Origin of the sequence: Comamonas composti DSM 21721, from assembly GCF_000429845.1 — a bacterium.
GTDB lineage: Bacteria > Pseudomonadota > Gammaproteobacteria > Burkholderiales > Burkholderiaceae_C > Comamonas > Comamonas composti.
In genome coordinates this window covers 35,166-53,809 of sequence record NZ_AUCQ01000014.1, presented here as the reverse complement: position 1 = coordinate 53,809, position 18,644 = coordinate 35,166, and the positions used below count along the sequence as shown (strand labels likewise).

Below are 18,644 nucleotides of genomic sequence, written 5' to 3'. Positions count from 1 at the left end.
CCCTTCTTCACAGTTGCACATATGAGCGCATCTTCTACTCGCCCTTCGTCCGAAGCGCATGCGCCTTGGAACCTGCGCAGGCTTGCCGCTCGCATAGGCGGCGACATGACCCTTGTCCAGGGTGCCGGCGGAAACATCTCTGTGAAAACTGACAAGACCCTGTGGATCAAGGCCTCAGGCACCTGGCTCGCCAAAGCCATGAGTGAGTCAATATTCTCCGCCGTTGCCCTTGACTGCGTACGTGCCCGCATCGCGCTAGGCCAAGCCGACCCTGCCAGTGCCGAACTGCTGGACATCAGCCCACACGGCCTACGCCCTTCGATCGAGACAGGGCTGCATGCACTCATGCCCCATGCCGTTGTCATGCACCTGCACTCCGTTGATGCCATTGCACTCGGCGTCTGCGAAGACGGCATGGCACGGCTGAGCCACCGACTCGAAGGACTGGCCTGGGCCTGGGTTTCTTATGTGCAGCCTGGACAGCCATTGACCGAGGCCATACGGCAAGCCCTGGGACACGCTGCTGTCGATGTGTTAGTTCTCGCCAACCACGGGGTCGTGCTCGGCGCGGAGAGTGTTGCCTCGGCTCGGCTGCTGCTTGACAACCTTGTGCGGCGATTACGCCAAGGGCCGCATCAATCACAAAGCCCTGCTCCAGCAGCCAATCTGGAAAAGCTTCGAAAACTAGGACAGAACACGCTCTACGATCCCGCACCACATCCCCGGCTGCATGCGATGGCGACTGACTTGCGGCAGTTCGCCATCGCCACAGCCGGCACGTTGTATCCGGACCATGCTGTATTTCTCGGCCCGGCCGCCATCGAACTTCGTTCTGGACAGCTGATCAGCACGCTGATTGCCGAGCGCGCACATGCCGGTCTCGGCCCGCCCAAGTTGCTACTGGTACCGGAGGCCGGCGTGCTGATACGCAATGATCTGAGTGCCGGCGAGCTTGCCATGCTCGAATGCCTGGCCCTGGTTCTCTCGCGGATCCCACAGGATGCCTCGGTGCGGTACCTAGCGGACACCGACGTCAAGGCCTTACTCAGTTGGGATGCCGAGAAATACCGCAGGCATCTGGACCAGCAGCAGGAACTGCCAAGCCTCCACCATAGAGCACACTCTTTGCCATGAATGAAACCGAACGCCAGCACCACATCGTAGAGGCCTTGAAGAAGCATCCGTTCAGCACAGTCAAGGATTTGATGGCCGTGGTGGATGCATCTGCCGCGACCATACGTCGCGACATTCTTAAGCTGCATGCCGCAGGAGCGGTGCGCAAGGTATTTGGCGGCATCGCCTCCATCGACGGTCTATCGTCCAGAAACCGGCTGTCAGCGCGCCCCTTCGACGAGCGGCTCGCGACCGCTGTGGATGAAAAAAAAGCCATCGCCGCCGAAGCCGAAAAGCTTTGCCGCGACGGCGACAGTGTGATCATCAGCGGAGGCAGCACCTGCCATTTGCTTGCGCAGCGGCTCACAACACGCAGCCTCAAGATCTATACCAACTCGATGCCGGTATCCACCGTACTGAGCGAGAAAGGGCTGTGCCAGTTGGTTGTGGCCGGAGGTGAACTGCACCGCGAATCTGGCATTCTTTACTCGCAGCTGCCCGATGCTCTACCGTTTTATGCATCGCGCTGCTTCATTGGCACCCAGGGCATAGGACCGGATGGGGCAATGGAGTCTCACCCCATGCTGATACAGAGCATACAAAGACTGATCAAGATGTCGGATGAGCTGGTGCTTCTCGCCGACAGTCGAAAATTCTCCATTCGGGCTCGCCATATTGCCGTGCCACTGTCGCGCATCGCCACGTTGATCACCGACGACAGGATTTCGGAATCCGATGTACGCATGATGGAGAACGAGGGCGTCTCGGTGGTGACCACTTCGGTCATGACGTCCTTCACGCCATGAGTACCATACAGCCACTTATAGTCTTCGACTTCGGCAAGACAAACGCGAAGATGTTCGTCTTCGCGCCCGACCTTTCCATTCTCTATCAGGAGCGCTGCCATCCAGTCTGGCGCGAGCAGGGCCCATACCGCGTGCTGGACAGCGATGCTTTATGGGAATGGATGCAGGCAGCGCTGCGTCGCAGCCAGGCAGTTGCCCCCGCAGACGGCATCATGATCAGCACGCACGGGTGCACGGTTGCGCTGCTGGGCGATGACGATCTCGCCTGGCCGATTCTCGACTACGAGTCCTCACCGCCAGAGGCCATAGGGCAAGCCTTTTCGGCCATAGTCCCTCCTTTCGAAGAGACGCTTTCGCCCATGCTTGAAGCCAGCATCAACTGCGGAAAGCAGATCTTCTGGATCAGCGAAACCCAGCCGCAAGCGCTGACAGCCACACGCGCCATCGTGCCTTACCCGCAATTCTGGGGGTGGAAACTCGGCGCCCCCGCTCTGTCGGAGATCAGCTCCCTGGGTTGCCATACACATCTATGGGCGCCCTATGCAAAGCGCTTCAGCACGCTGACGCAGTCGCGCGGCTGGCAGCACAAGATGCCACCGTTGGCCGCAGCAGGCGCCGTTGTCGGCAAGCATGTGATTGATGGTCAGACCCTGCGTCTGCACAACGGAGTGCACGACAGCAATGCCTCGCTCTACCTCGGCCAGCGAATCACGCAGCCTTTCGACTGCACCGTGGTGTCCACAGGCACCTGGATCGTCGCCTTCAATCCCTCGCACTCACCGGTCCCTTTTGAGAATCGCAGTGACATTCTTTCGAACATCGACATACAAGGCCGTATCATGTCGACGGCACGCTTCATGGGTGGTCGTGAGTACAGCCTTCTAACGGGTGGCAAGCATTTGGAAGTCAGCATTCAGCAGATTGAGGACTGCATCGCCCTGCCCTGCTTTGCGCTACCCGCATTTGCACCCGGGGGACCTTTTTCTGCCCACAAAGGACGATTTGCAGGCCGGGCCCCCATCTCGGATGAGGACCGGGCTGCCGTGGCCGCGCTCTATCTCGCCTGTATGAGCAGCACGCTGCTGGACCTGCTTCACTCTGACAATACGGTGCTCATTGATGGTGGCCTGTCAAACAACACCGCCTACGCAGGCCTGCTCGCGGCGCTGAGGCCGCATCAACAGGTACGGCTCAGTTCGGCACGCGAGGGTACGGCCACAGGTGCGGCTCTCATTGCCTATGAAGCTCTGGGTCATCGCCCGGCAGTACCGCCAGGAATTCCCATCCAGCCCATGCAGGTCCAGGGACTTGCAGACTACTATCGCCGCTGGCAGGCGCTATGCCGGACAGCTGACGGTTAGCGTCGTGAAATGGAAGCTTTCTGAGCAAGCCCCCAGCTCAGGATGCCAGCGTTCGCTGGTCGAATGCAAAGTGCCACGCGCAGTCGTCAGTGCGATTGCGCCGGCACCGTTCCGTCCGTGCGTTGCCTTCAAACAAGCGATTGATGGGAGGTGAAACCGATCAACGCTCGCCGCGAGGCGCCGTGCGCTTGCGGTCACCATGGGGTTGGTAGGGCTTGGGAGCACTCTTGCCAAAAGCCGGGCGACGTTCACCACCACCAAAGCCACGGGACTCGCCACCGCCAAAGCCACCTCGCGATTCACCGCCAAAGCTGCGCGATTCGCCTGCGCGGAAACCGCCTTCACGGCGTTCGCCGGAGCGCGGGGCAGCACCGCCGCGACCGCCAAAGCCTTGCCCCTCACCGCCACGGCCGTGACCGAAATCACGCGGAGCGGCTTCACGCGGAGCAGCGCCTTCACGCTGGCCTCCGAAGCTGCCAAAGCCAGACTTGCGGCCATAGCCCTCGGAATCACGACGCGGGCCAAAACCACGCTCACGATCACCTCCGAAACTGCGCTCGCGATCCCCACCAAAGCCACGACCACCACCGCCGCCACCGCGACGCTCACCACCACGGCCTTCAAAGCCTCCGCGACGGCCGCCGCGGCCTTCGTTGCTGCTGGGAGAGCGCTGCACGGGCTCCAGACCTGGTATGACTTCGGCCTTGAACTGCTGACGGCTATAGCCTTCGATGTCAAACACACGACGGCGATCACGAAACTCTGCAAAAGTCACGGCCACGCCTTCACGGCCAGCACGACCCGTGCGGCCAATGCGGTGGGTGTAGTCCTCGGCCTTCATGGGCAAGCCGTAGTTGAATACGTGAGTGATGGAGGGCACATCAATGCCACGGGCCGCCACATCAGTCGCCACCAGCACCTGAACCTGGCCATTGCGCAGCGCCATGAGGCGACGGTTGCGCAGCCCCTGGCTTAGGGCGCCATGCAAGGCCACGGCCGAAAAGCCTTCCTGCTGCAGATCGTTGGCCAGGCCGTCGCACTCTACTTGGGTGGAGGCAAAGACGATGGCCTGATTGATCGATGCATCGCGCAACCAGTGATCCAGCATCTTGCGCTTGTGCTGAGCGTTATCAGCCCAGAACAAGACCTGCTTGATGTTGGCATGACGCTCCTGAGGCGTGTCGATCGTGACCTTTTTCACGCTGGCACCGCCATCGTGCATGACGCGCATGGCCAGTTGCTGGATGCGCGACGCGAAGGTGGCGCTGAACATCATGGTCTGCTTGCGCTGGGCCGTGAGTTGGTTGATCTCGGCCAGGTCGTCGGAAAAGCCCAGATCCAGCATGCGGTCAGCTTCGTCCACAACCAGAAACTGCACCTGATCGAGCTTAATCTGCAGCGAACGCTGCAGGTCCAGCAGACGGCCGGGCGTGGCCACGACCAGGTTGGCGTTTTGCAGCTTGGCAATTTGCAGCTGATAGGGCATACCGCCCACCACATTGGCAATACGTATGCCGCGGCAGTGCTTGACCAGTTCGATGGCATCGTGCGCCACCTGTTGGGCCAGCTCGCGCGTGGGGCACAGAATCAGGGCGCCGGGAACGGCGGCCTTGAAGTTGCGCGGATTCGTCGGATCCTTGCGCTTGCCGCGCTTGGGAAGTGGCTGGCCATTGTCTGCCGCTTCGGCGCACTGGCGCTCATATTCGGTCTGGGCCTTGGCATCTTCTGCAGCCTTTTGCTCAACCAGCGTGTTCAGCACTGGCAGCAAAAAGGCCGCGGTCTTGCCCGAACCGGTCTGGCTGGAGACCATGAGATCGATAAAGGGCTGCTCACCGCCGCTGTTCATGGCCAGAGGAATGGCTTGGGCTTGGACAGCCGTTGGCGCGGTATAGCCGAGGTCATTGACGGCTCGCACCAGCTCATTGGCGAGGCCAAGTTCGGCGAAGGCATTGGGCGTGTTTTGTTGTTCCTGCTCGGATACGGGCAAAGAAGAGTCGGCAGCGGCAATCGTGCCCTGCTCTAGAGAGATGTCGTTCATGTATGACTTTGTTCAAAAAGCGCGCGCAGTCAGCGCTCTGCCACGCTTTTCTTGACGGTTGGCTCAACATCCACCGTCAGACTTGACCGTCCCTTCGCAAAAGGGCGGATGGGCATTTTTGGCTGACCGCAAAGCACGATGGGTGCTGGCGGCACAAGCTCTGCCCTTGTGTGATGGAGATGTGCATGCTGCCTTCATGCAATGCGGCAATAAAGGCAAGTCCGCCATTCTCGCACGCCCCGGGTTTTCCCGCAAGTTATATGGCTATGCAAGATTGAGCAATTGCGCCCGGTAATGCACAAGCTCTTCGATGGACTCATGCACATCGGCCAAGGCCGTGTGGCGCTGGGCCTTTTTAAAGGAGTCATGAGCTTGCGGTTTCCAGCGTCTGGCCAGCTCCTTGAGCGTGCTCACATCGATGTTGCGATAGTGGAAGAAATTGTTGAGCCTGGGCATGTAGCGCTCCAGAAAGCGCCTGTCCTGACCGATGCTGTTGCCACACAGAGGCGCCTTGCCCTTGGACACGTAATTGCGCAGAAACTCGATGAGGGCGCTCTCGGCCTCGGCCTCCGAAGTCCGGGACTCCTTGACACGCTGTATCAAGCCGCTCTTGCCATGCGTGCCCTTGTTCCAGGCATCCATGGAGTCGAGCAACTGATCGCTTTGGTGTATGGCAAACACCGGCCCTTCCACGCGCATGGACAGGTCAGGACTGGTGACCACCACCGCGATTTCTATGATGCGTTCTCTATCGGGCTGCAGGCCCGTCATTTCGCAGTCCAGCCAGACGAGATTGAGATCGGATTTGGCCAACGCGACCGCAGAGATGTTGTTACAGGGGCTAAGGGCTTCAGACATGGAACAAATTGTCGCCTACACTGCCAGGCGATGGACCTGACCTCCGAATTTCCCTCCCCCCAGGCCACAGCCTTGCAGTTGTCCCTGTTGTTTGCGCTGGCCGTGCTGGCTCAATGGCTGCTGCGCGCCTGGCTGGCTTCTCGCCAGATACGCCATGTGGCACGACATCGCCATCAGGTGCCTGATGCCTTTGCCCGGCGCGTCAAACTGGCTGCGCATCAAAAGGCCGCCGATTACACGCTGGCCAAGGGCCGCGTCTCACTGCTGGACATGACATTAAGCGCCGTGGTGGTCCTGGCCTGGACCTTGCTGGGCGGGCTGGATGCACTCAACCAGGGTCTGCTGGACCTCATGGGCACGGGTCTGGCTCAGCAATTGGCCTTGCTGGCCACATTTGCTGCCATCTCATCGCTGGTGGAGTTGCCACTGTCTCTCTACCAGACCTTTGTGCTTGAGCAACGCTTTGGCTTCAACCAGATGACGCTGCGCCTGTGGCTCACGGATGCCCTCAAGTCCGCTCTGGTCGGCGCAGTCATAGGCTTGCCGATAGCAGCCCTGATTCTGTGGCTCATGGCATCGGCCGGGCCGTTGTGGTGGCTCTGGGCCTGGGCTGTGTGGACAGGCTTCAATCTGTTGCTGATGTGGGTTTTCCCGAGCTTTATCGCACCGCTTTTCAACAAGTTCGAGCCTCTGGCCGACGAGGCGCTCAAGGCACGCGTCAGCACGCTCATGCAACGCTGCGGCTTTGAAGCCAAGGGCCTGTTCGTCATGGACGGCAGCCGTCGCTCGGCTCATGCCAATGCTTATTTCACGGGCTTTGGCCATTCGAAGCGCGTGGTCTTCTTTGACACGCTGCTCAAGCAGTTGGGCTGCGACGAGGTCGAGGCCGTACTGGCCCATGAGCTGGGTCACTTCAAGCACCGGCACATACTCAAGCGCATGCTGCTCATGTTCGCAGCCAGCCTTGCGGGCTTTGCACTGCTGGGCTGGTTGTCACAACAATTGTGGTTTTACTCGGGCTTGGGTGTACGCCCCAGCCTGGATTTGGCCCTGGGCCAGACCGGAGCCGGCATAGGCCTTGGCAATGAAGCCCTGGCCCTGCTGCTGTTCCTGCTGGCCACGCCTGTGCTGAGCTTTTTTGTCACCCCTCTGTTTTCCGCATTGTCGCGCCGCGATGAATTCGAGGCCGATGCCTATGCCATGCAACAAGCCGATGGCGCTCATCTGGCCTCGGCCCTGCTCAAGCTCTATGAGGACAATGCCTCCACCCTGACACCAGACCCCTGGTATGTGAGCTTTTACTACTCGCATCCTCCTGCTCTAGACAGACTGGCACGCATGCCTGCACCGTCAACAACATCGACATGAATAAACCACGTTTGCAGCAGCAGGACTGGAGCCTGCAGCAGCGCAAGGCACTGAGCAGCGCTGAACTCCAGACAGCCGTCGCCACCTTGTCCGAATGGCAGCTCGAGGCTGATCAGAAGGCCATCAGCAAGAGCTTTGCTTTTGCCAACTTCTACGAAACCATGGCCTTTGTGAATGCCCTGGCCCTGATAGCTCATCAGCAGGATCATCACCCCGACCTCGATGTGAGCTACGGGCGCTGCAGCGTGCGCCTCAACACCCACGACGTGGGCGGCGTCTCGGCCACCGACATAGACTGCGCACGCCGCATCGATGCGCTGCTGGAGAGCGCATGAAGTCCGAGGTGCCGCATGGCTGAACCCCGGACCTTGCGAGAGGGCCTGGTCGTCTCCAGCCACGGCCGCCACAGCGTGATCGAGACGACCGATGGATCACGCCACATCTGCCATCCGCGCGGCAAGAAAAACCAGACCGTGGTCGGCGACCGGGTGCAATGGCAGCTCCCCCCGGCCGGTCAGGGAGAGGAAGGCTCCATAGAAAAACTGCTTCCCAGGCGTAACCTGTTCTACCGCCAGGATGAGGTTCGCACCAAGTCGTTCGCAGCCAACATTGACCAGGTGCTGATCCTGATCGCAGCAGAGCCCGTATTTTCGGAAAGCCAGCTGGCGCGTGCACTGATTGCAGCCGAGGCTGCACACATCAAGCCTCTGATAGCTCTCAACAAGAGCGACCTGAGCCAGGCTTTTGCCCAGGCCTGGCAAAGGCTTGGGCCCTATCGCGAAATGTGCCTGGACCAGAGCACAGAAGCCCACTACGAGGTTCTGCCTTTGTCTCTGACCCGCGATGGAGAAGCCGACAAAGCCCTATTGATGCAACATTTGAAAGGCAAGGCCACGCTGGTGCTCGGGCCTTCGGGCTCTGGCAAGAGCACACTGATCAACCTGCTGATTCCGGGCGCAGCCGCGGCCACGGGCGAGATCTCCCAAGCACTGAACTCAGGCAAGCACACTACGACCACGACCAGTTGGTACTGGGTCGGCGAGGAGCGCCAGACGGCTCTCATCGACTCACCGGGATTTCAGGAATTCGGCCTCAGACATTTGCAGCCTGCAGATCTGGCGCGCTGCATGCCTGATATTGGCGCCCATGCCCAGGACTGCAAGTTTTATAACTGCACTCACCTGCACGAGCCCGGCTGCGCCGTGATGCCCCATGTGGCCGTTGAAGGGCTTGATGCCCAGCATACGATCAGCGCACACCGCTATCGCATCTATGGCGAGCTGTTTGATGAGCTCAGCCAGTCTCCCAGATATTGACCCTGGTTTGGGCATCCGCCTCCAGTGCTTTCTCAGCCAGCGCCAGAAGCTCCTTGATTCATAGCAGCAACGCAGTTTTCCTCAGCCCAGAAGCCGGGCTACGGACAGCAAGGCCAGCAACAGCATCCAGACCACAACCGTGCGCCAGACCAGGCCGACCACGCTGCGCAGGTGCCCAAGCTCGGGCTTACGCCCTGGTGTGGCCTCCCCGCTGCCTTGCCAATCAAGCGCCTGCTCATCCTCACCCATCGACGAAGCACTCTCGCTGCGCTTGAGTGCTTCGCCACCGAGACGCACATTGATGGCGCCCGAGGTAGCGGCCAAAATCACGCCATCGTTGTCATTGGGAAAACGCTGGGCATGAAAGCGCCAGCCCTCTATGGCCTCCTCAAAGCTGCCAACCACGGCAAACAGCAGGGCTGTGAGCCGTGCGGGCAGCCAGTCTATGACTGTCCAGGCCTGGCGTGCAGCGGCCTGCAGACGCTGGCTTATGGACTGGCCTTCATCTCCACCATAAGGCGTCCAGGAGCGCGAAAGATATTCGGTCATGCGGTAGAGCACGGCGCCCACAGGCCCCAGGCCCAGGGCCGAGAGAATGGAAAACCAGAACAGCACGCCGAACACATGACGGTGGGCCGCGAGCACAGAATATTCAAGCACATGCCGCACCACCTCGCTGCGCGGCACCTCGCTGGCATCCACCTGCTGCCATTGTGCCAATGCCGTGCGCGCCGCATATTCGTCACCCGCATCCAGGGCATCTCGAATGCGCGTGAAATGATGACTGAACTGGCGAAAGCCCAGCGTGGCATAGAGCACGGCAACGTTCCAGAGCAGCACCAGAGGCCAGCCAGCACTCCAGCGCAAGCCCAGATAGATACCCAGCACCAGCAGGCAGGGAAGGACCACGGCCACAACCCAGGCCAGCCACCCATGATGGGATTGACCTGCATCGAAGTTGCGCCGCACGGACACCGTCCAGGCGCGATAGCCTGCATGCGCCAGATTGCCTGGAGCCAGGGGACGTGCCTGCTCGATCAACAAGGCGATCAAAATGGCGAAAAAGCTCATCTGCGCATCATACTGGTCGTGGTATTGATTCTGTTTCAAGCCCGACCATGAGTACTGTCAAGCTGCCAGAAAGCGGTAGAGGTTGCGCAACATGCCGGCCGTGGCGCCCCAGATGTAGCGCTGCCGCTCGCCATCCTCGTAAGGCATGGCAAACCACTCGCGCAGCGCGCCGTTCCAGACCATGGCGTGGCGCTGGTGGTGTGCGGGATTGAGCAAAAACGCCAGCGGCACTTCAAATAGATCCTGGACCTCGTCAGGGTTCGCTTCCAATCGCGCCGCAGGATCGACCAGGGCTACCACCGGCGTGATCACAAAGGCCGAGCCCGTGACATACAAAGGCAGGCAGCCAAGTACCTCCACATCACCCGATGCCAATCCAACCTCCTCGCGGGCTTCACGCAGCGCCGTGGCTTCGGCCGACGCATCCTCCTTGTCGCGCTTGCCCCCGGGAAAGGCCACCTGGCCGGAGTGTGTGGATAAATGCGCCGTGCGCTGCGTGAGCAGCACCGTGGGCTGATCGCGCTGGACTATGGGCACCAGAACCGAAGCCTCGGCCATGGGACGATTGCCAAAGCTTTTTTCGCGCACCACCTCGGGCGTCCATTGCGGCGGCAGCGCAAAGCGCTGACGCAAGGCACCGGGCGTCTGGGCCGCCGGCGCAATGGCCGGCAAATGGCTGTCCACGCCGATCAGGGGTGCGTTACGGGGATCGTCAATCGATGCCGACAAGGAAGAAGCAGATCTGGAGGACACGGTTTTGCAGGGGAGGATGAAAAACGAAAAAAGCCGCTACAGGCAACTGTAGCGGCTTTATCGCGAGATCGTACCTGGGCTTTAGGCCTGGGCAGCAACCTTGACGCGCGAAGGCAGCTTTTCCTTGATGCGTGCCGACTTGCCGCTGCGCTCACGCAGGTAGTACAGCTTGGCACGACGCACATCACCACGGCGCTTGACTTCGATGCCGGCGATCAGGGGCGAGTAGGTCTGGAACGTACGCTCCACGCCTTCACCGCTGGAGATCTTGCGCACGGTGAAGCCGCTGTTGAGGCCACGATTGCGCTTGGCAATCACGACGCCTTCGTAGGCCTGCACGCGCTTGCGGCTGCCTTCCACCACATTCACGCTCACGATGACGGTGTCGCCAGGGGCGAAAGCCGGAATGGTCTTGTTCAGACGGGCGATTTCCTCTTGTTCGAGGGTCTGGATCAGATTCATGGTCAATTCCATCTCGATCTTGTCCGCGCCAAAATTGGCAAGCACCGGGATTGGTGCCATGGCTGCATCTTGCTTTGAGGCTGTAGGGGACCTGAGCAAAACCCATCAAGGCCTGACACAGGCCTTGCAGCGGCCGGATAGAGGATCGAAGAACCAAGCATTATAGCGATTCGGCATTTTTTGCCAAAACCCCTTCATCCCTGGCACTGAGCAACCCCTGACCCCTGGCCTTTTCTATGAGCTCTGGCCTGTGACGTGCGGTAAGGGCCAGGCTTTGGTCACGTCTCCAGCGTTCGATCTGCAGGTGATGGCCGGACAGCAGTGCAGCTGGAGCGGACTGCCCCTCCCAGACTTCAGGGCGCGTGTAGTGAGGGCAGTCGAGCAAGCCGTCGAGAGCGGGGTTGAAGCTGTCCTGCTGAAAACTTCCCTCGTCATTGAGCACGCCGGGCTGCAGTCGCGCCAAGGCATCAAGCATGGCCATGGCCGCGATCTCCCCCCCAGAAAGCACGAAATCGCCCAGGCTGATCTGGTGCGTGACATGGGCATCGATGAAACGCTGATCTATGCCTTCGTAACGACCGCACAACAAGATGGCCCCCTGCCCCTTGGCCCATCCATCCACTCCCTCGTGGTTCAGGGTCTTTCCTATGGGAGAAAACAACACCACCGGAAGATTCGGCTCGCTTTTCTCGGCCTGAGCCCTGGCTGCGCGCAGCGCATCGAGACAGCGCTGCAAAGGCTCGGCCAGCATGACCATGCCCGGGCCGCCGCCAAAAGGCCTGTCGTCGACACGCCGGTAATTTCCTTCGGCATAGTCACGCGGATTCCACAAGTGCACATCGACCTGCCCCGAGGCATAGGCACGCCGCGTGACTCCGCTGGTCAGAAGCGGCACAAACAGCTCGGGAAACAAGGTGATCACATCAAAACGCATGGCATATCCGCAAAAGCAGCTCCGTAATTTGCAGCAGATCAATCATTCAAGCAGGGCAATCGCATCTCAAAACCCATGCCATCCCCACCTTCACTCGAGGGAGAAGGTGCCATACCGGCAAGCACTCAGGCTGGGGATGGAGAGGCCATCGCTCTGGTTGGAGCATATCCATGAGAAGCCATCTCGGCCTGGCCCGGACACTGAGCCAGAGCCGCCGCGCAGCGAGAGTGTCCTTCCCCTGGAGGGACGCGGCGCAGCCGCTCAGGGGGAGCGTCAATAATCCGGCTGCCAGTCAGCCACGATGCTCTTGGCTTGCAAATCGACCTTGTCGATATAGGCGTCGACAAAGGGAATCATGCGCTCGCACGACTTGCCCTCTTGCTCATACTCCAGCACAAGCACGGTTTGCGGCCCCGTGGACAACAAGTCCTTGACCACCCCCAGACTCACGCCTTCACGGTTGCTCACCGCCAGCCCCATCAGATCCACCCAGTAGTACTCGCCATCTTCGGTCTGGGGAAAGTCCTCGCGTGCAACAAAGACACGCGCACCCCGCAAGGTCTCGGCAGCATTGCGATCAGCTACCGCGGGCGATGTGGCAACAATCGCATCCGAATGCACCCGCGCCTGTTTGATGGGCAGGACCAAGGTGCCGGCAAAAGGCCTGGCACCTTTCTCCGGCGGCTGTAGAAACCACTGCTTGGCCGACAGCAGGGCCTGAGCATCGGCGCTGAAAGCCACAATCTTGAACCAGCCCTTGATGCCCCAGGCATCGGCAATGCGCCCCACCTCAACGGCATCGGGGGGCAGGCTGGCAGCGTCTAAATGGGGCAGGCTCATGACTAGGATCTTCAAAGCAAAAATAAAAAAGCGGGTTCCGTCAGACTAGCCAACGGAACCCGCTTTCGAAAGGGCTACCTTGAACAGGCTACCCTATCAGGCGGCCTTCTGAGTCGCCTGCTTGATCAGACGCTCTGCAGTTTCAGAGCACTGGGCGCCAACGCCCTTCCAGTAGGTCACGCGGTCCAGGGCCACGCGCAGGGCTTCTTCACCGCCACGGGCGCTGGGGTTGTAAAATCCCAGGCGCTCGATGAAAGAGCCGTCGCGACGCACGCGCTTGTCGGCAGCCACAATGTTGTAGAACGGACGAGCCTTGGAGCCGCCACGGGAGAGTCGAATAACGACCATGATTTATCCTTCGGGTGGTTGCAGCACCATTGAAAAAAGTACTGCAGTTTTTTGCGGCGCTGAGACACGCGACATAGCCACCCGGCCAGCGACACGCCGTAAAGTCGGCCATTATATCGGTTTCTTTTCCCCATGCCTACGCCCATGTTGAACATACGTCCGAGCCAGGCCTGCGATCTGCCGGCCATCGCGGCAATTTATCGTCACCATGTGCTGTACGGCACAGGAACTTTCGAGACAGATCCGCCCTCGGCCCAGGAAATGGCTGCGCGCCGCGAGGACGTGCTCTCCAAGGAGCTTCCGTATCTGATTGCCGAGGACGATGCAGGCCGGCTCCTGGGCTTTGCCTATGCCAACTGGTTCAAGCCACGCCCGGCCTATCGCTTTTCTGCCGAGGACTCGGTCTATGTGCTCGACTCTGCACGCGGCCAGGGTGTGGGCAGGCGCCTTTTGCAGGCGCTCGTCACGGACTGCGAGGCAGCAGGTGTACGCAAGCTGCTGGCCGTGATAGGCGACTCGGCCAATACCGGCTCCATAGGGCTTCACCGGTCGACAGGTTTTGTTCCCGCTGGCACACTGCGCTCCATGGGCTGGAAATTCGGTCGCTGGCTGGACATCGTGCTCATGGAAAAAACCCTGGGCACCGGCGACCGGAGTCCTCCTGTCGAGAAGTGAGCATGCGAAAAAACAAGAGCAAGACAACGGCCGTCTGGCTGAGCTTTCTGGGAGGGCCCATCGGCCTGCACCGCTTTTACCTGCACGGCTTTGGAGACTGGCTGGGCTGGCTGCTCCCCCTGCCTACGGCCCTGGGCTTTTATGGCATGGAGCGCATTCAGAAACTGGGCATGGACGACAGGCTGAGCTGGGCCCTGATTCCCATGCTGGGCTTTACGATTGCCTGCTGCAGCCTGCGCGCCATCGTCTATGGCCTGACCGACAAGCAGGTCTGGAACCTGCGCCACAACCCCGAAGCCAACCCCGAGGCGGCCTGGGGTCAGACCAGTTGGGTCACGGTATTCGCCACCGGCCTGGCCCTGATGATAGGAGCCACGGCGCTCATGGCCAGCCTAGCCTACAGCTTTCAACACTTCTTCGAATACCAGATCGAAGAGGCACGCAAGATCTCTCAATAAAAAAAGAGCTGCCAGCGCTTGCCACCACTGGATTTCAGATGGTTTTTCACCTGAAACCCAAGCGCCGCAAGTGCTGGCAGCTATGTTTTTTATTCAGCCAGCTCGCCACCGTCTTCCGAGAAGACTCTCCCCCGGGAGCCGGTCTTGCCGCGGCTGCGCAAGACCATACCTCGCTACGCAAAAGAGCAGCGCGGCCTAACTCAGGGATGTCGGGCAAGGGTCGCCCCGCAGCGAAGGCGTCGTCCCCGAAGGGGAAGGCGCCGCAGACGACTCCGGGAGGCGTCAATACAGTTGCAGGCTGATCCAGTAGGCAATGGCCGCCACAAAGGCGCTGGCAGGAATCGTCAGCACCCAGGCCCAGACGATGTTGCCGGCCACGCCCCAGCGCACGGCACTTGCGCGCTGGGTGGAGCCCACGCCCACGATGGCACCGGTAATGGTGTGCGTGGTGGACACCGGAACTCCCATGGCCGTGGCAATGAAAAGCGTCAGCGCGCCGCCGCTTTCTGCACAAAAACCGCCCACGGGCTTGAGCTTGGTGATCTTCTGGCCCATGGTCTTGACGATGCGCCAGCCGCCGAACATGGTGCCCAGGCCAATCGCCAGGTAGCAGCTCGCAATGGTCCACAGCGGCGGCTCGGAATCGCCAGCGTTCGCATAGCCGGTGGCAATCAGCAGCAGCCAGATGATGCCGATGGTCTTTTGCGCATCATTGCCGCCATGGCCCAGACTGTAGGCGCCTGCGGAGACCAGTTGCAGCCGGCGAAACCAGCGGTCGATGCGGTTGGGGCTCGCGCGGCGGCAGACCCAGGCCACGAGAACCATCATCAGCGAGCCCAGCAGATAGCCGAGCAAGGGCGAGACGAAGATGAAGGCCACGGTCTTCCAGATGCCGCTGGCAATCAGCGCGCCGGCCCCTGCCTTGGCGATCACCGAGCCCACGATGCCGCCGATGAGCGCATGCGAGGAGCTGCTGGGAATGCCGTAGATCCAGGTGATCACGTTCCAGGCAATGGCCCCGACCAGGGCCCCGAACACCACATGGGTGTCCACGATGCCCGGCTGGACAATCCCCTTGCCCACGGTCGCCGCCACGCTGAGGTGGAACACGAAGACCGCGATCACGTTGAAGAAGGCCGCAAAGGCCACGGCATGCGTGGGCTTGAGCACCCCTGTGGAAACCACGGTCGCAATCGAGTTGGCTGCGTCGTGAAAGCCGTTCATGAAATCGAACAGCAAGGCCAGTACGACCAACAGGATCACGACCCATAGGGCCGCTTGTACGCTTTCCATGATGCGAGAGCTCCGCTGGACTTCAGGAGTTTTCGAGGACGATGCCCTCGACCAGGTTGGCCACGTCCTCGCAGCGATCGGTGATCGTCTCCAGCAACTCGTAGATCGCCTTGAGCTTGATGACTTCGCGCACATCGGGCTCCTCACGGAACAGCTTGCTCATGGCCGCGCGCATGACGCGGTCGGCATCGCTTTCCAGACGATCGATCTCGTCGCAGGTCTTGACCGCCGCCTCGACCACGGCCGGGTCCGCAATGCGTGCCAGCATCTTGACCACATCGCGCACGCGCTCGCAGCAGCGCACGCACAGATCGGTCAGACGCGTGATCTCCTCGGTCATATGACGCACGTCGTACAGCGACATGGTCTCGGCCGAGTCCTGGATCAGGTCGGCCACATCGTCCATGGTATTGATCAGGGAGTGGATGTGCTCGCGGTCCAGCGGCGTGATGAAGGTCTTGTGCAAGGCCTTGGTGACCTCGTGCGTGACGCGATCGGCCGCGCGCTCCGCATTGTCCACATCGGCGTTGTACTTCTCACGCAGATGCGGATCGTTGTAGTTGGCAACCAGTTGCGAGAAGGCATGCGCTGCTTCGACGATGCGATCGGCATGCTGGTTGAACATCTCGAAAAAATTGCCTTCGCGCGGCAATAACTTGCCAAACAGCATGAATGCTCCTTACCGGGGGAAAAGGGACCAGGCGACTCACTGCTTCACATCAAGCATGCTTGGCATGGCTTCCCGGCTTAAACGGGGCGAAGTGTACTCTCCACTCCCCTTGCGTTTTTGCGCGAGGGTCATCAATTGCTTCAAGCTCCGCGAAAAATAAAATACACGGCCCCTATCATGCACAGTCCCGCCCAGAGGAAGTCCCATTTGAGGGGCTGGTTCAGGTAGAGCACCGCAAACGGCGCAAACACGGCCAGCGTGATCACCTCCTGCATGATCTTGAGCTGAGCCACACTGAACTGCGTATGCCCTATGCGGTTGGCAGGCACCTGCAGCAGGTACTCGAACAGCGCAATGCCCCAGCTGACCAGCGCCGCCACATACCAGGGAGCGCTTGAAAGATTCTTCAAGTGACCGTACCAGGCCATGGTCATGAACACATTGCTCAAAGCCAGCAGAGCCACGGTCTGCAGCCCCACGGGCAAGCTTTGCCACCAGCTCATGGACGAGCCTCTTGCTCATGGGGCTGGCCAAGCATGCAGGGTCGGATCGATGAGCAAATCATTTTCCTAATTTTTCCAATTGGTTTTTTATCAAATCCATCGATCACAAATTCATCAGAAAAGAAACAAAAAGCACAACATCGATCAGGCAAGAAAATTGAAAGAAATCCATCACAATGGCGTCATATTTACGACATATCCCATGAATTTCACGGGACATTGCCTGCTTGACTCACGGCTCTTCACTCGCCGAGATAAGCCGCCCTTACGCGCTCATCCCTGAGCAGTTCCGAGCCGGCCCCGCTCATGCTGATCAGGCCGGACTCCATCACATAGCCGCGGTCAGCCAGGGCCAGGGCACGGCTGGCATTTTGCTCCACGAGCACCATGGTCACGCCCAAGGCATGCACGTCGCGCACGACTTCGAAGATCTTGTCCACCATGATGGGAGACAAGCCCATGGAGGGCTCATCCAGCAGCAGGATCTTGGGCCGCCCCATCAAGGCCCGGGCCATGGCCAGCATCTGCTGCTCGCCACCGCTCATGGTGCCCGCAAGCTGGGCCGCGCGCTCCCTGAGGCGCGGGAACAGCTCGAACATGTGCTCCATGTCGGCCGCGATGCCGCTTTTGTCCTTGCGCGTGAAAGCGCCCATGAGCAGATTCTCTGTAATGCTCATGCGCGCAAAGACACCACGCCCTTCGGGCACCATGATCAAGCCCTTGGCGACCAGATCCCAGGCGCCTGCGCCGCGTATGCTGCGCCCCTGGTAGAGGATTTCACCATCGACAGGCAGCAGGCCACATGTCACGGCCTTCAGGGTCGTGGTCTTGCCCGCGCCATTCGAGCCTATGAGGGAGACCAGCTCGCCCTCTCGCACCTCGAAATCCACCCCCTTGACGGCCTGTATGCCGCCATAAGCGACCCTGAGCCCCCGGACCTCAAGCAGGGCCGGGGGCTGCGAAGTCCAGGCCTTGTCATCTCTCTCTTGCATGCGTCAATGCCCTCCAGTACCCAGATAGGCCTCGATGACCTTGGGATTTTTCTGAACGTCAGCCGGTGCGCCCTCGGCAATCGGCTTGCCATAGTCAAGCACGGTCACGCGATCGCACAGACCCATCACCAGCTTCACGTCGTGCTCGATCAACAAGATGCTGTGCCCATCGCTGCGTATGCGCTCTATGAGCTCGCGCAATTGCAGCTTTTCCGTGGCATTCATGCCCGCGGCCGGCTCGTCCAGCGCAATCAACTGCGGATCCGTGGCCAGGGCTCGCGCAATCTCCAGGCGCCGCTGGTCGCCATAGCTGAGAGTGCGCGCCTTGAAGTCCGCATATTTGGCAATGCCCACATAGGCCAGCAGCTCATGCGCACGCTCGCGTATGGCGGCTTCTTCACGCCTAAAGCGCCGCGTGCGCAACACCGCGCCCCAAAGCCCTGAATGGGTACGCACATGACGCCCGACCATCACGTTCTCCAGCGCCGTCATTTCGGCAAACAGCCGGATGTTCTGAAACGTGCGCGCAATACCGGCCTTGGCCACCTTGTGCACGGCCGAGGGCTCATAGGCCTGGCCTGCAAGCTCGAAGCTGCCGCCGTCGGGCTTGTACAGACCCGTGATCACGTTGAAAAAAGTGGTCTTGCCAGCACCGTTGGGCCCAATGAGGCCGTAGATCTGACCACGCTCTATGCGCATGCCCACGTCCGACAAGGCCTGCAGGCCACCAAAGCGCTTGGAGATGCCGGCCACCTGGAGCACGGCCCGAGTTGTCGAAGTCATGT

Annotated in this window: 21 protein-coding genes; 8 read left to right on the top strand and 13 right to left on the bottom strand. The window is 60.4% G+C overall.

The window, feature by feature from the left end; translation table 11 throughout:
- The first annotated feature begins 21 nt into the window (after positions 1 to 21).
- From G486_RS21970 to G486_RS0110030, 3 genes are read left to right on the top strand one after another with little or no spacing between them, the layout of a single operon-like run.
- Entirely contained in the window at positions 22 to 1,134 is a 1,113-nt protein-coding gene (locus G486_RS21970) for a class II aldolase/adducin family protein (RefSeq protein ID WP_084455168.1), read from the top strand.
- Entirely contained in the window at positions 1,131 to 1,919 is a 789-nt protein-coding gene (locus G486_RS0110035) for a DeoR/GlpR family DNA-binding transcription regulator (protein WP_027015428.1), read from the top strand. Before G486_RS21970 ends, G486_RS0110035 begins: the two co-directional genes overlap by 4 nt.
- Positions 1,916 to 3,280: an FGGY-family carbohydrate kinase gene (locus G486_RS0110030; protein ID WP_027015427.1), complete on the top strand. Its 1,365-nt coding sequence runs from the start codon at positions 1,916 to 1,918 to the stop codon at positions 3,278 to 3,280. The genes G486_RS0110035 and G486_RS0110030 overlap by 4 nt, the downstream gene beginning before the upstream one ends.
- 160 nt (positions 3,281 to 3,440) lie before the next feature.
- Here G486_RS0110030 and G486_RS0110025 read toward each other — a convergent pair whose 3' ends face one another.
- Together G486_RS0110025 and orn are read right to left on the bottom strand one after the other, a co-directional pair.
- The gene (locus tag G486_RS0110025; RefSeq protein WP_027015426.1) at positions 3,441 to 5,318 is read right to left on the bottom strand and encodes a DEAD/DEAH box helicase; all 1,878 of its coding nucleotides are present in this window, start codon (positions 5,316 to 5,318) and stop codon (positions 3,441 to 3,443) included.
- Positions 5,319 to 5,582: 264 nt separating this feature from the next.
- Complete coding sequence (gene orn / locus G486_RS0110020) at positions 5,583 to 6,176, bottom strand: oligoribonuclease (protein WP_027015425.1); 594 nt, start codon at positions 6,174 to 6,176, stop codon at positions 5,583 to 5,585.
- A gap of 30 nt (positions 6,177 to 6,206) precedes the next feature.
- On the opposite strand from orn, the gene G486_RS0110015 reads away from it, so the two are divergent.
- From G486_RS0110015 to rsgA, 3 genes are read left to right on the top strand one after another with little or no spacing between them, the layout of a single operon-like run.
- The gene (locus G486_RS0110015) at positions 6,207 to 7,544 is read left to right on the top strand and encodes a M48 family metallopeptidase (protein ID WP_051303378.1); all 1,338 of its coding nucleotides are present in this window, start codon (positions 6,207 to 6,209) and stop codon (positions 7,542 to 7,544) included.
- A complete protein-coding gene (locus G486_RS0110010) occupies positions 7,541 to 7,879 on the top strand; it encodes a 4a-hydroxytetrahydrobiopterin dehydratase (RefSeq protein ID WP_027015423.1) in 339 nt (112 codons plus the stop codon). The genes G486_RS0110015 and G486_RS0110010 overlap by 4 nt, the downstream gene beginning before the upstream one ends.
- Positions 7,880 to 7,894: 15 nt before the next feature.
- Complete coding sequence (rsgA, locus tag G486_RS0110005; protein WP_027015422.1) at positions 7,895 to 8,860, top strand: ribosome small subunit-dependent GTPase A; 966 nt, start codon at positions 7,895 to 7,897, stop codon at positions 8,858 to 8,860.
- A gap of 81 nt (positions 8,861 to 8,941) precedes the next feature.
- On the opposite strand, the gene G486_RS0110000 is transcribed toward rsgA, so the two are convergent.
- From G486_RS0110000 to rpsP, 6 genes are all read right to left on the bottom strand, one after another.
- Entirely contained in the window at positions 8,942 to 9,931 is a 990-nt protein-coding gene (locus G486_RS0110000) for a CobD/CbiB family protein (RefSeq protein WP_027015421.1), read from the bottom strand.
- Between the two features lie 57 nt (positions 9,932 to 9,988).
- Positions 9,989 to 10,684 (bottom strand): CoA pyrophosphatase, encoded by a 696-nt coding sequence (locus G486_RS0109995; protein WP_027015420.1) that lies wholly within the window; start codon positions 10,682 to 10,684, stop codon positions 9,989 to 9,991.
- 81 nt (positions 10,685 to 10,765) lie between these two features.
- Positions 10,766 to 11,146, bottom strand: a complete 381-nt coding sequence (gene rplS / locus G486_RS0109990) for a 50S ribosomal protein L19 (RefSeq protein ID WP_027015419.1) — start codon at positions 11,144 to 11,146, stop codon at positions 10,766 to 10,768.
- Positions 11,147 to 11,306: 160 nt separating this feature from the next.
- A complete protein-coding gene (gene trmD, locus G486_RS0109985; RefSeq protein ID WP_027015418.1) occupies positions 11,307 to 12,080 on the bottom strand; it encodes a tRNA (guanosine(37)-N1)-methyltransferase TrmD in 774 nt (257 codons plus the stop codon).
- A 273-nt stretch (positions 12,081 to 12,353) separates the two neighbouring features.
- Positions 12,354 to 12,920, bottom strand: a complete 567-nt coding sequence (gene rimM, locus G486_RS0109980; RefSeq protein ID WP_027015417.1) for a ribosome maturation factor RimM — start codon at positions 12,918 to 12,920, stop codon at positions 12,354 to 12,356.
- 96 nt (positions 12,921 to 13,016) lie between these two features.
- Positions 13,017 to 13,268 carry a 30S ribosomal protein S16 gene (rpsP, locus tag G486_RS0109975; RefSeq protein ID WP_027015416.1) on the bottom strand — a complete coding sequence of 84 codons (252 nt, stop codon included), beginning with the start codon at positions 13,266 to 13,268 and terminating at the stop codon, positions 13,017 to 13,019.
- A gap of 144 nt (positions 13,269 to 13,412) precedes the next feature.
- Between rpsP and G486_RS0109970 the strand changes: the two genes are divergently transcribed.
- Positions 13,413 to 13,943, top strand: a complete 531-nt coding sequence (locus G486_RS0109970; RefSeq protein ID WP_407059794.1) for a GNAT family N-acetyltransferase — start codon at positions 13,413 to 13,415, stop codon at positions 13,941 to 13,943.
- Between the two features lie 2 nt (positions 13,944 to 13,945).
- Positions 13,946 to 14,401, top strand: coding sequence for a TM2 domain-containing protein (locus G486_RS0109965; RefSeq protein WP_034387217.1), 456 nt, complete (start codon positions 13,946 to 13,948; stop codon positions 14,399 to 14,401).
- A gap of 282 nt (positions 14,402 to 14,683) precedes the next feature.
- Here G486_RS0109965 and G486_RS0109960 read toward each other — a convergent pair whose 3' ends face one another.
- The 5 genes from G486_RS0109960 to G486_RS0109940 form a co-directional block, all read right to left on the bottom strand.
- A complete protein-coding gene (locus G486_RS0109960; protein ID WP_027015413.1) occupies positions 14,684 to 15,694 on the bottom strand; it encodes an inorganic phosphate transporter in 1,011 nt (336 codons plus the stop codon).
- Between the two features lie 22 nt (positions 15,695 to 15,716).
- Positions 15,717 to 16,364: a DUF47 domain-containing protein gene (locus tag G486_RS0109955; RefSeq protein WP_027015412.1), complete on the bottom strand. Its 648-nt coding sequence runs from the start codon at positions 16,362 to 16,364 to the stop codon at positions 15,717 to 15,719.
- 140 nt (positions 16,365 to 16,504) lie between these two features.
- Positions 16,505 to 16,867, bottom strand: a complete 363-nt coding sequence (locus G486_RS0109950) for a DMT family protein (RefSeq protein WP_027015411.1) — start codon at positions 16,865 to 16,867, stop codon at positions 16,505 to 16,507.
- Positions 16,868 to 17,109: 242 nt separating this feature from the next.
- Complete coding sequence (locus G486_RS0109945) at positions 17,110 to 17,859, bottom strand: ABC transporter ATP-binding protein (RefSeq protein WP_027015410.1); 750 nt, start codon at positions 17,857 to 17,859, stop codon at positions 17,110 to 17,112.
- Positions 17,860 to 17,862: 3 nt separating this feature from the next.
- The gene (locus G486_RS0109940; protein WP_027015409.1) at positions 17,863 to 18,642 is read right to left on the bottom strand and encodes an ABC transporter ATP-binding protein; all 780 of its coding nucleotides are present in this window, start codon (positions 18,640 to 18,642) and stop codon (positions 17,863 to 17,865) included.
- Between the last annotated feature and the right edge of the window lie 2 nt (positions 18,643 to 18,644).

Bases quoted from the DNA above. Each gene is read 5' to 3' on its own strand.
- G486_RS21970 (WP_084455168.1), top strand. From the start codon at position 22: ATGAGCGCATCTTCTACTCGCCCTTCGTCCGAAGCGCATGCGCCTTGG.
- G486_RS0110035 (WP_027015428.1), top strand. From the start codon at position 1,131: ATGAATGAAACCGAACGCCAGCACCACATCGTAGAGGCCTTGAAGAAG.
- G486_RS0110030 (WP_027015427.1), top strand. From the start codon at position 1,916: ATGAGTACCATACAGCCACTTATAGTCTTCGACTTCGGCAAGACAAAC.
- G486_RS0110025 (WP_027015426.1), bottom strand. From the start codon at position 5,318: ATGAACGACATCTCTCTAGAGCAGGGCACGATTGCCGCTGCCGACTCT.
- orn (WP_027015425.1), bottom strand. From the start codon at position 6,176: ATGTCTGAAGCCCTTAGCCCCTGTAACAACATCTCTGCGGTCGCGTTG.
- G486_RS0110015 (WP_051303378.1), top strand. From the start codon at position 6,207: ATGGACCTGACCTCCGAATTTCCCTCCCCCCAGGCCACAGCCTTGCAG.
- G486_RS0110010 (WP_027015423.1), top strand. From the start codon at position 7,541: ATGAATAAACCACGTTTGCAGCAGCAGGACTGGAGCCTGCAGCAGCGC.
- rsgA (WP_027015422.1), top strand. From the start codon at position 7,895: ATGGCTGAACCCCGGACCTTGCGAGAGGGCCTGGTCGTCTCCAGCCAC.
- G486_RS0110000 (WP_027015421.1), bottom strand. From the start codon at position 9,931: ATGAGCTTTTTCGCCATTTTGATCGCCTTGTTGATCGAGCAGGCACGT.
- rplS (WP_027015419.1), bottom strand. From the start codon at position 11,146: ATGAATCTGATCCAGACCCTCGAACAAGAGGAAATCGCCCGTCTGAAC.
- trmD (WP_027015418.1), bottom strand. From the start codon at position 12,080: ATGCGTTTTGATGTGATCACCTTGTTTCCCGAGCTGTTTGTGCCGCTT.
- rimM (WP_027015417.1), bottom strand. From the start codon at position 12,920: ATGAGCCTGCCCCATTTAGACGCTGCCAGCCTGCCCCCCGATGCCGTT.
- rpsP (WP_027015416.1), bottom strand. From the start codon at position 13,268: ATGGTCGTTATTCGACTCTCCCGTGGCGGCTCCAAGGCTCGTCCGTTC.
- G486_RS0109970 (WP_407059794.1), top strand. From the start codon at position 13,413: ATGTTGAACATACGTCCGAGCCAGGCCTGCGATCTGCCGGCCATCGCG.
- G486_RS0109965 (WP_034387217.1), top strand. From the start codon at position 13,946: ATGCGAAAAAACAAGAGCAAGACAACGGCCGTCTGGCTGAGCTTTCTG.
- G486_RS0109960 (WP_027015413.1), bottom strand. From the start codon at position 15,694: ATGGAAAGCGTACAAGCGGCCCTATGGGTCGTGATCCTGTTGGTCGTA.
- G486_RS0109955 (WP_027015412.1), bottom strand. From the start codon at position 16,364: ATGCTGTTTGGCAAGTTATTGCCGCGCGAAGGCAATTTTTTCGAGATG.
- G486_RS0109950 (WP_027015411.1), bottom strand. From the start codon at position 16,867: ATGAGCTGGTGGCAAAGCTTGCCCGTGGGGCTGCAGACCGTGGCTCTG.
- G486_RS0109945 (WP_027015410.1), bottom strand. From the start codon at position 17,859: ATGCAAGAGAGAGATGACAAGGCCTGGACTTCGCAGCCCCCGGCCCTG.
- G486_RS0109940 (WP_027015409.1), bottom strand. From the start codon at position 18,642: ATGACTTCGACAACTCGGGCCGTGCTCCAGGTGGCCGGCATCTCCAAG.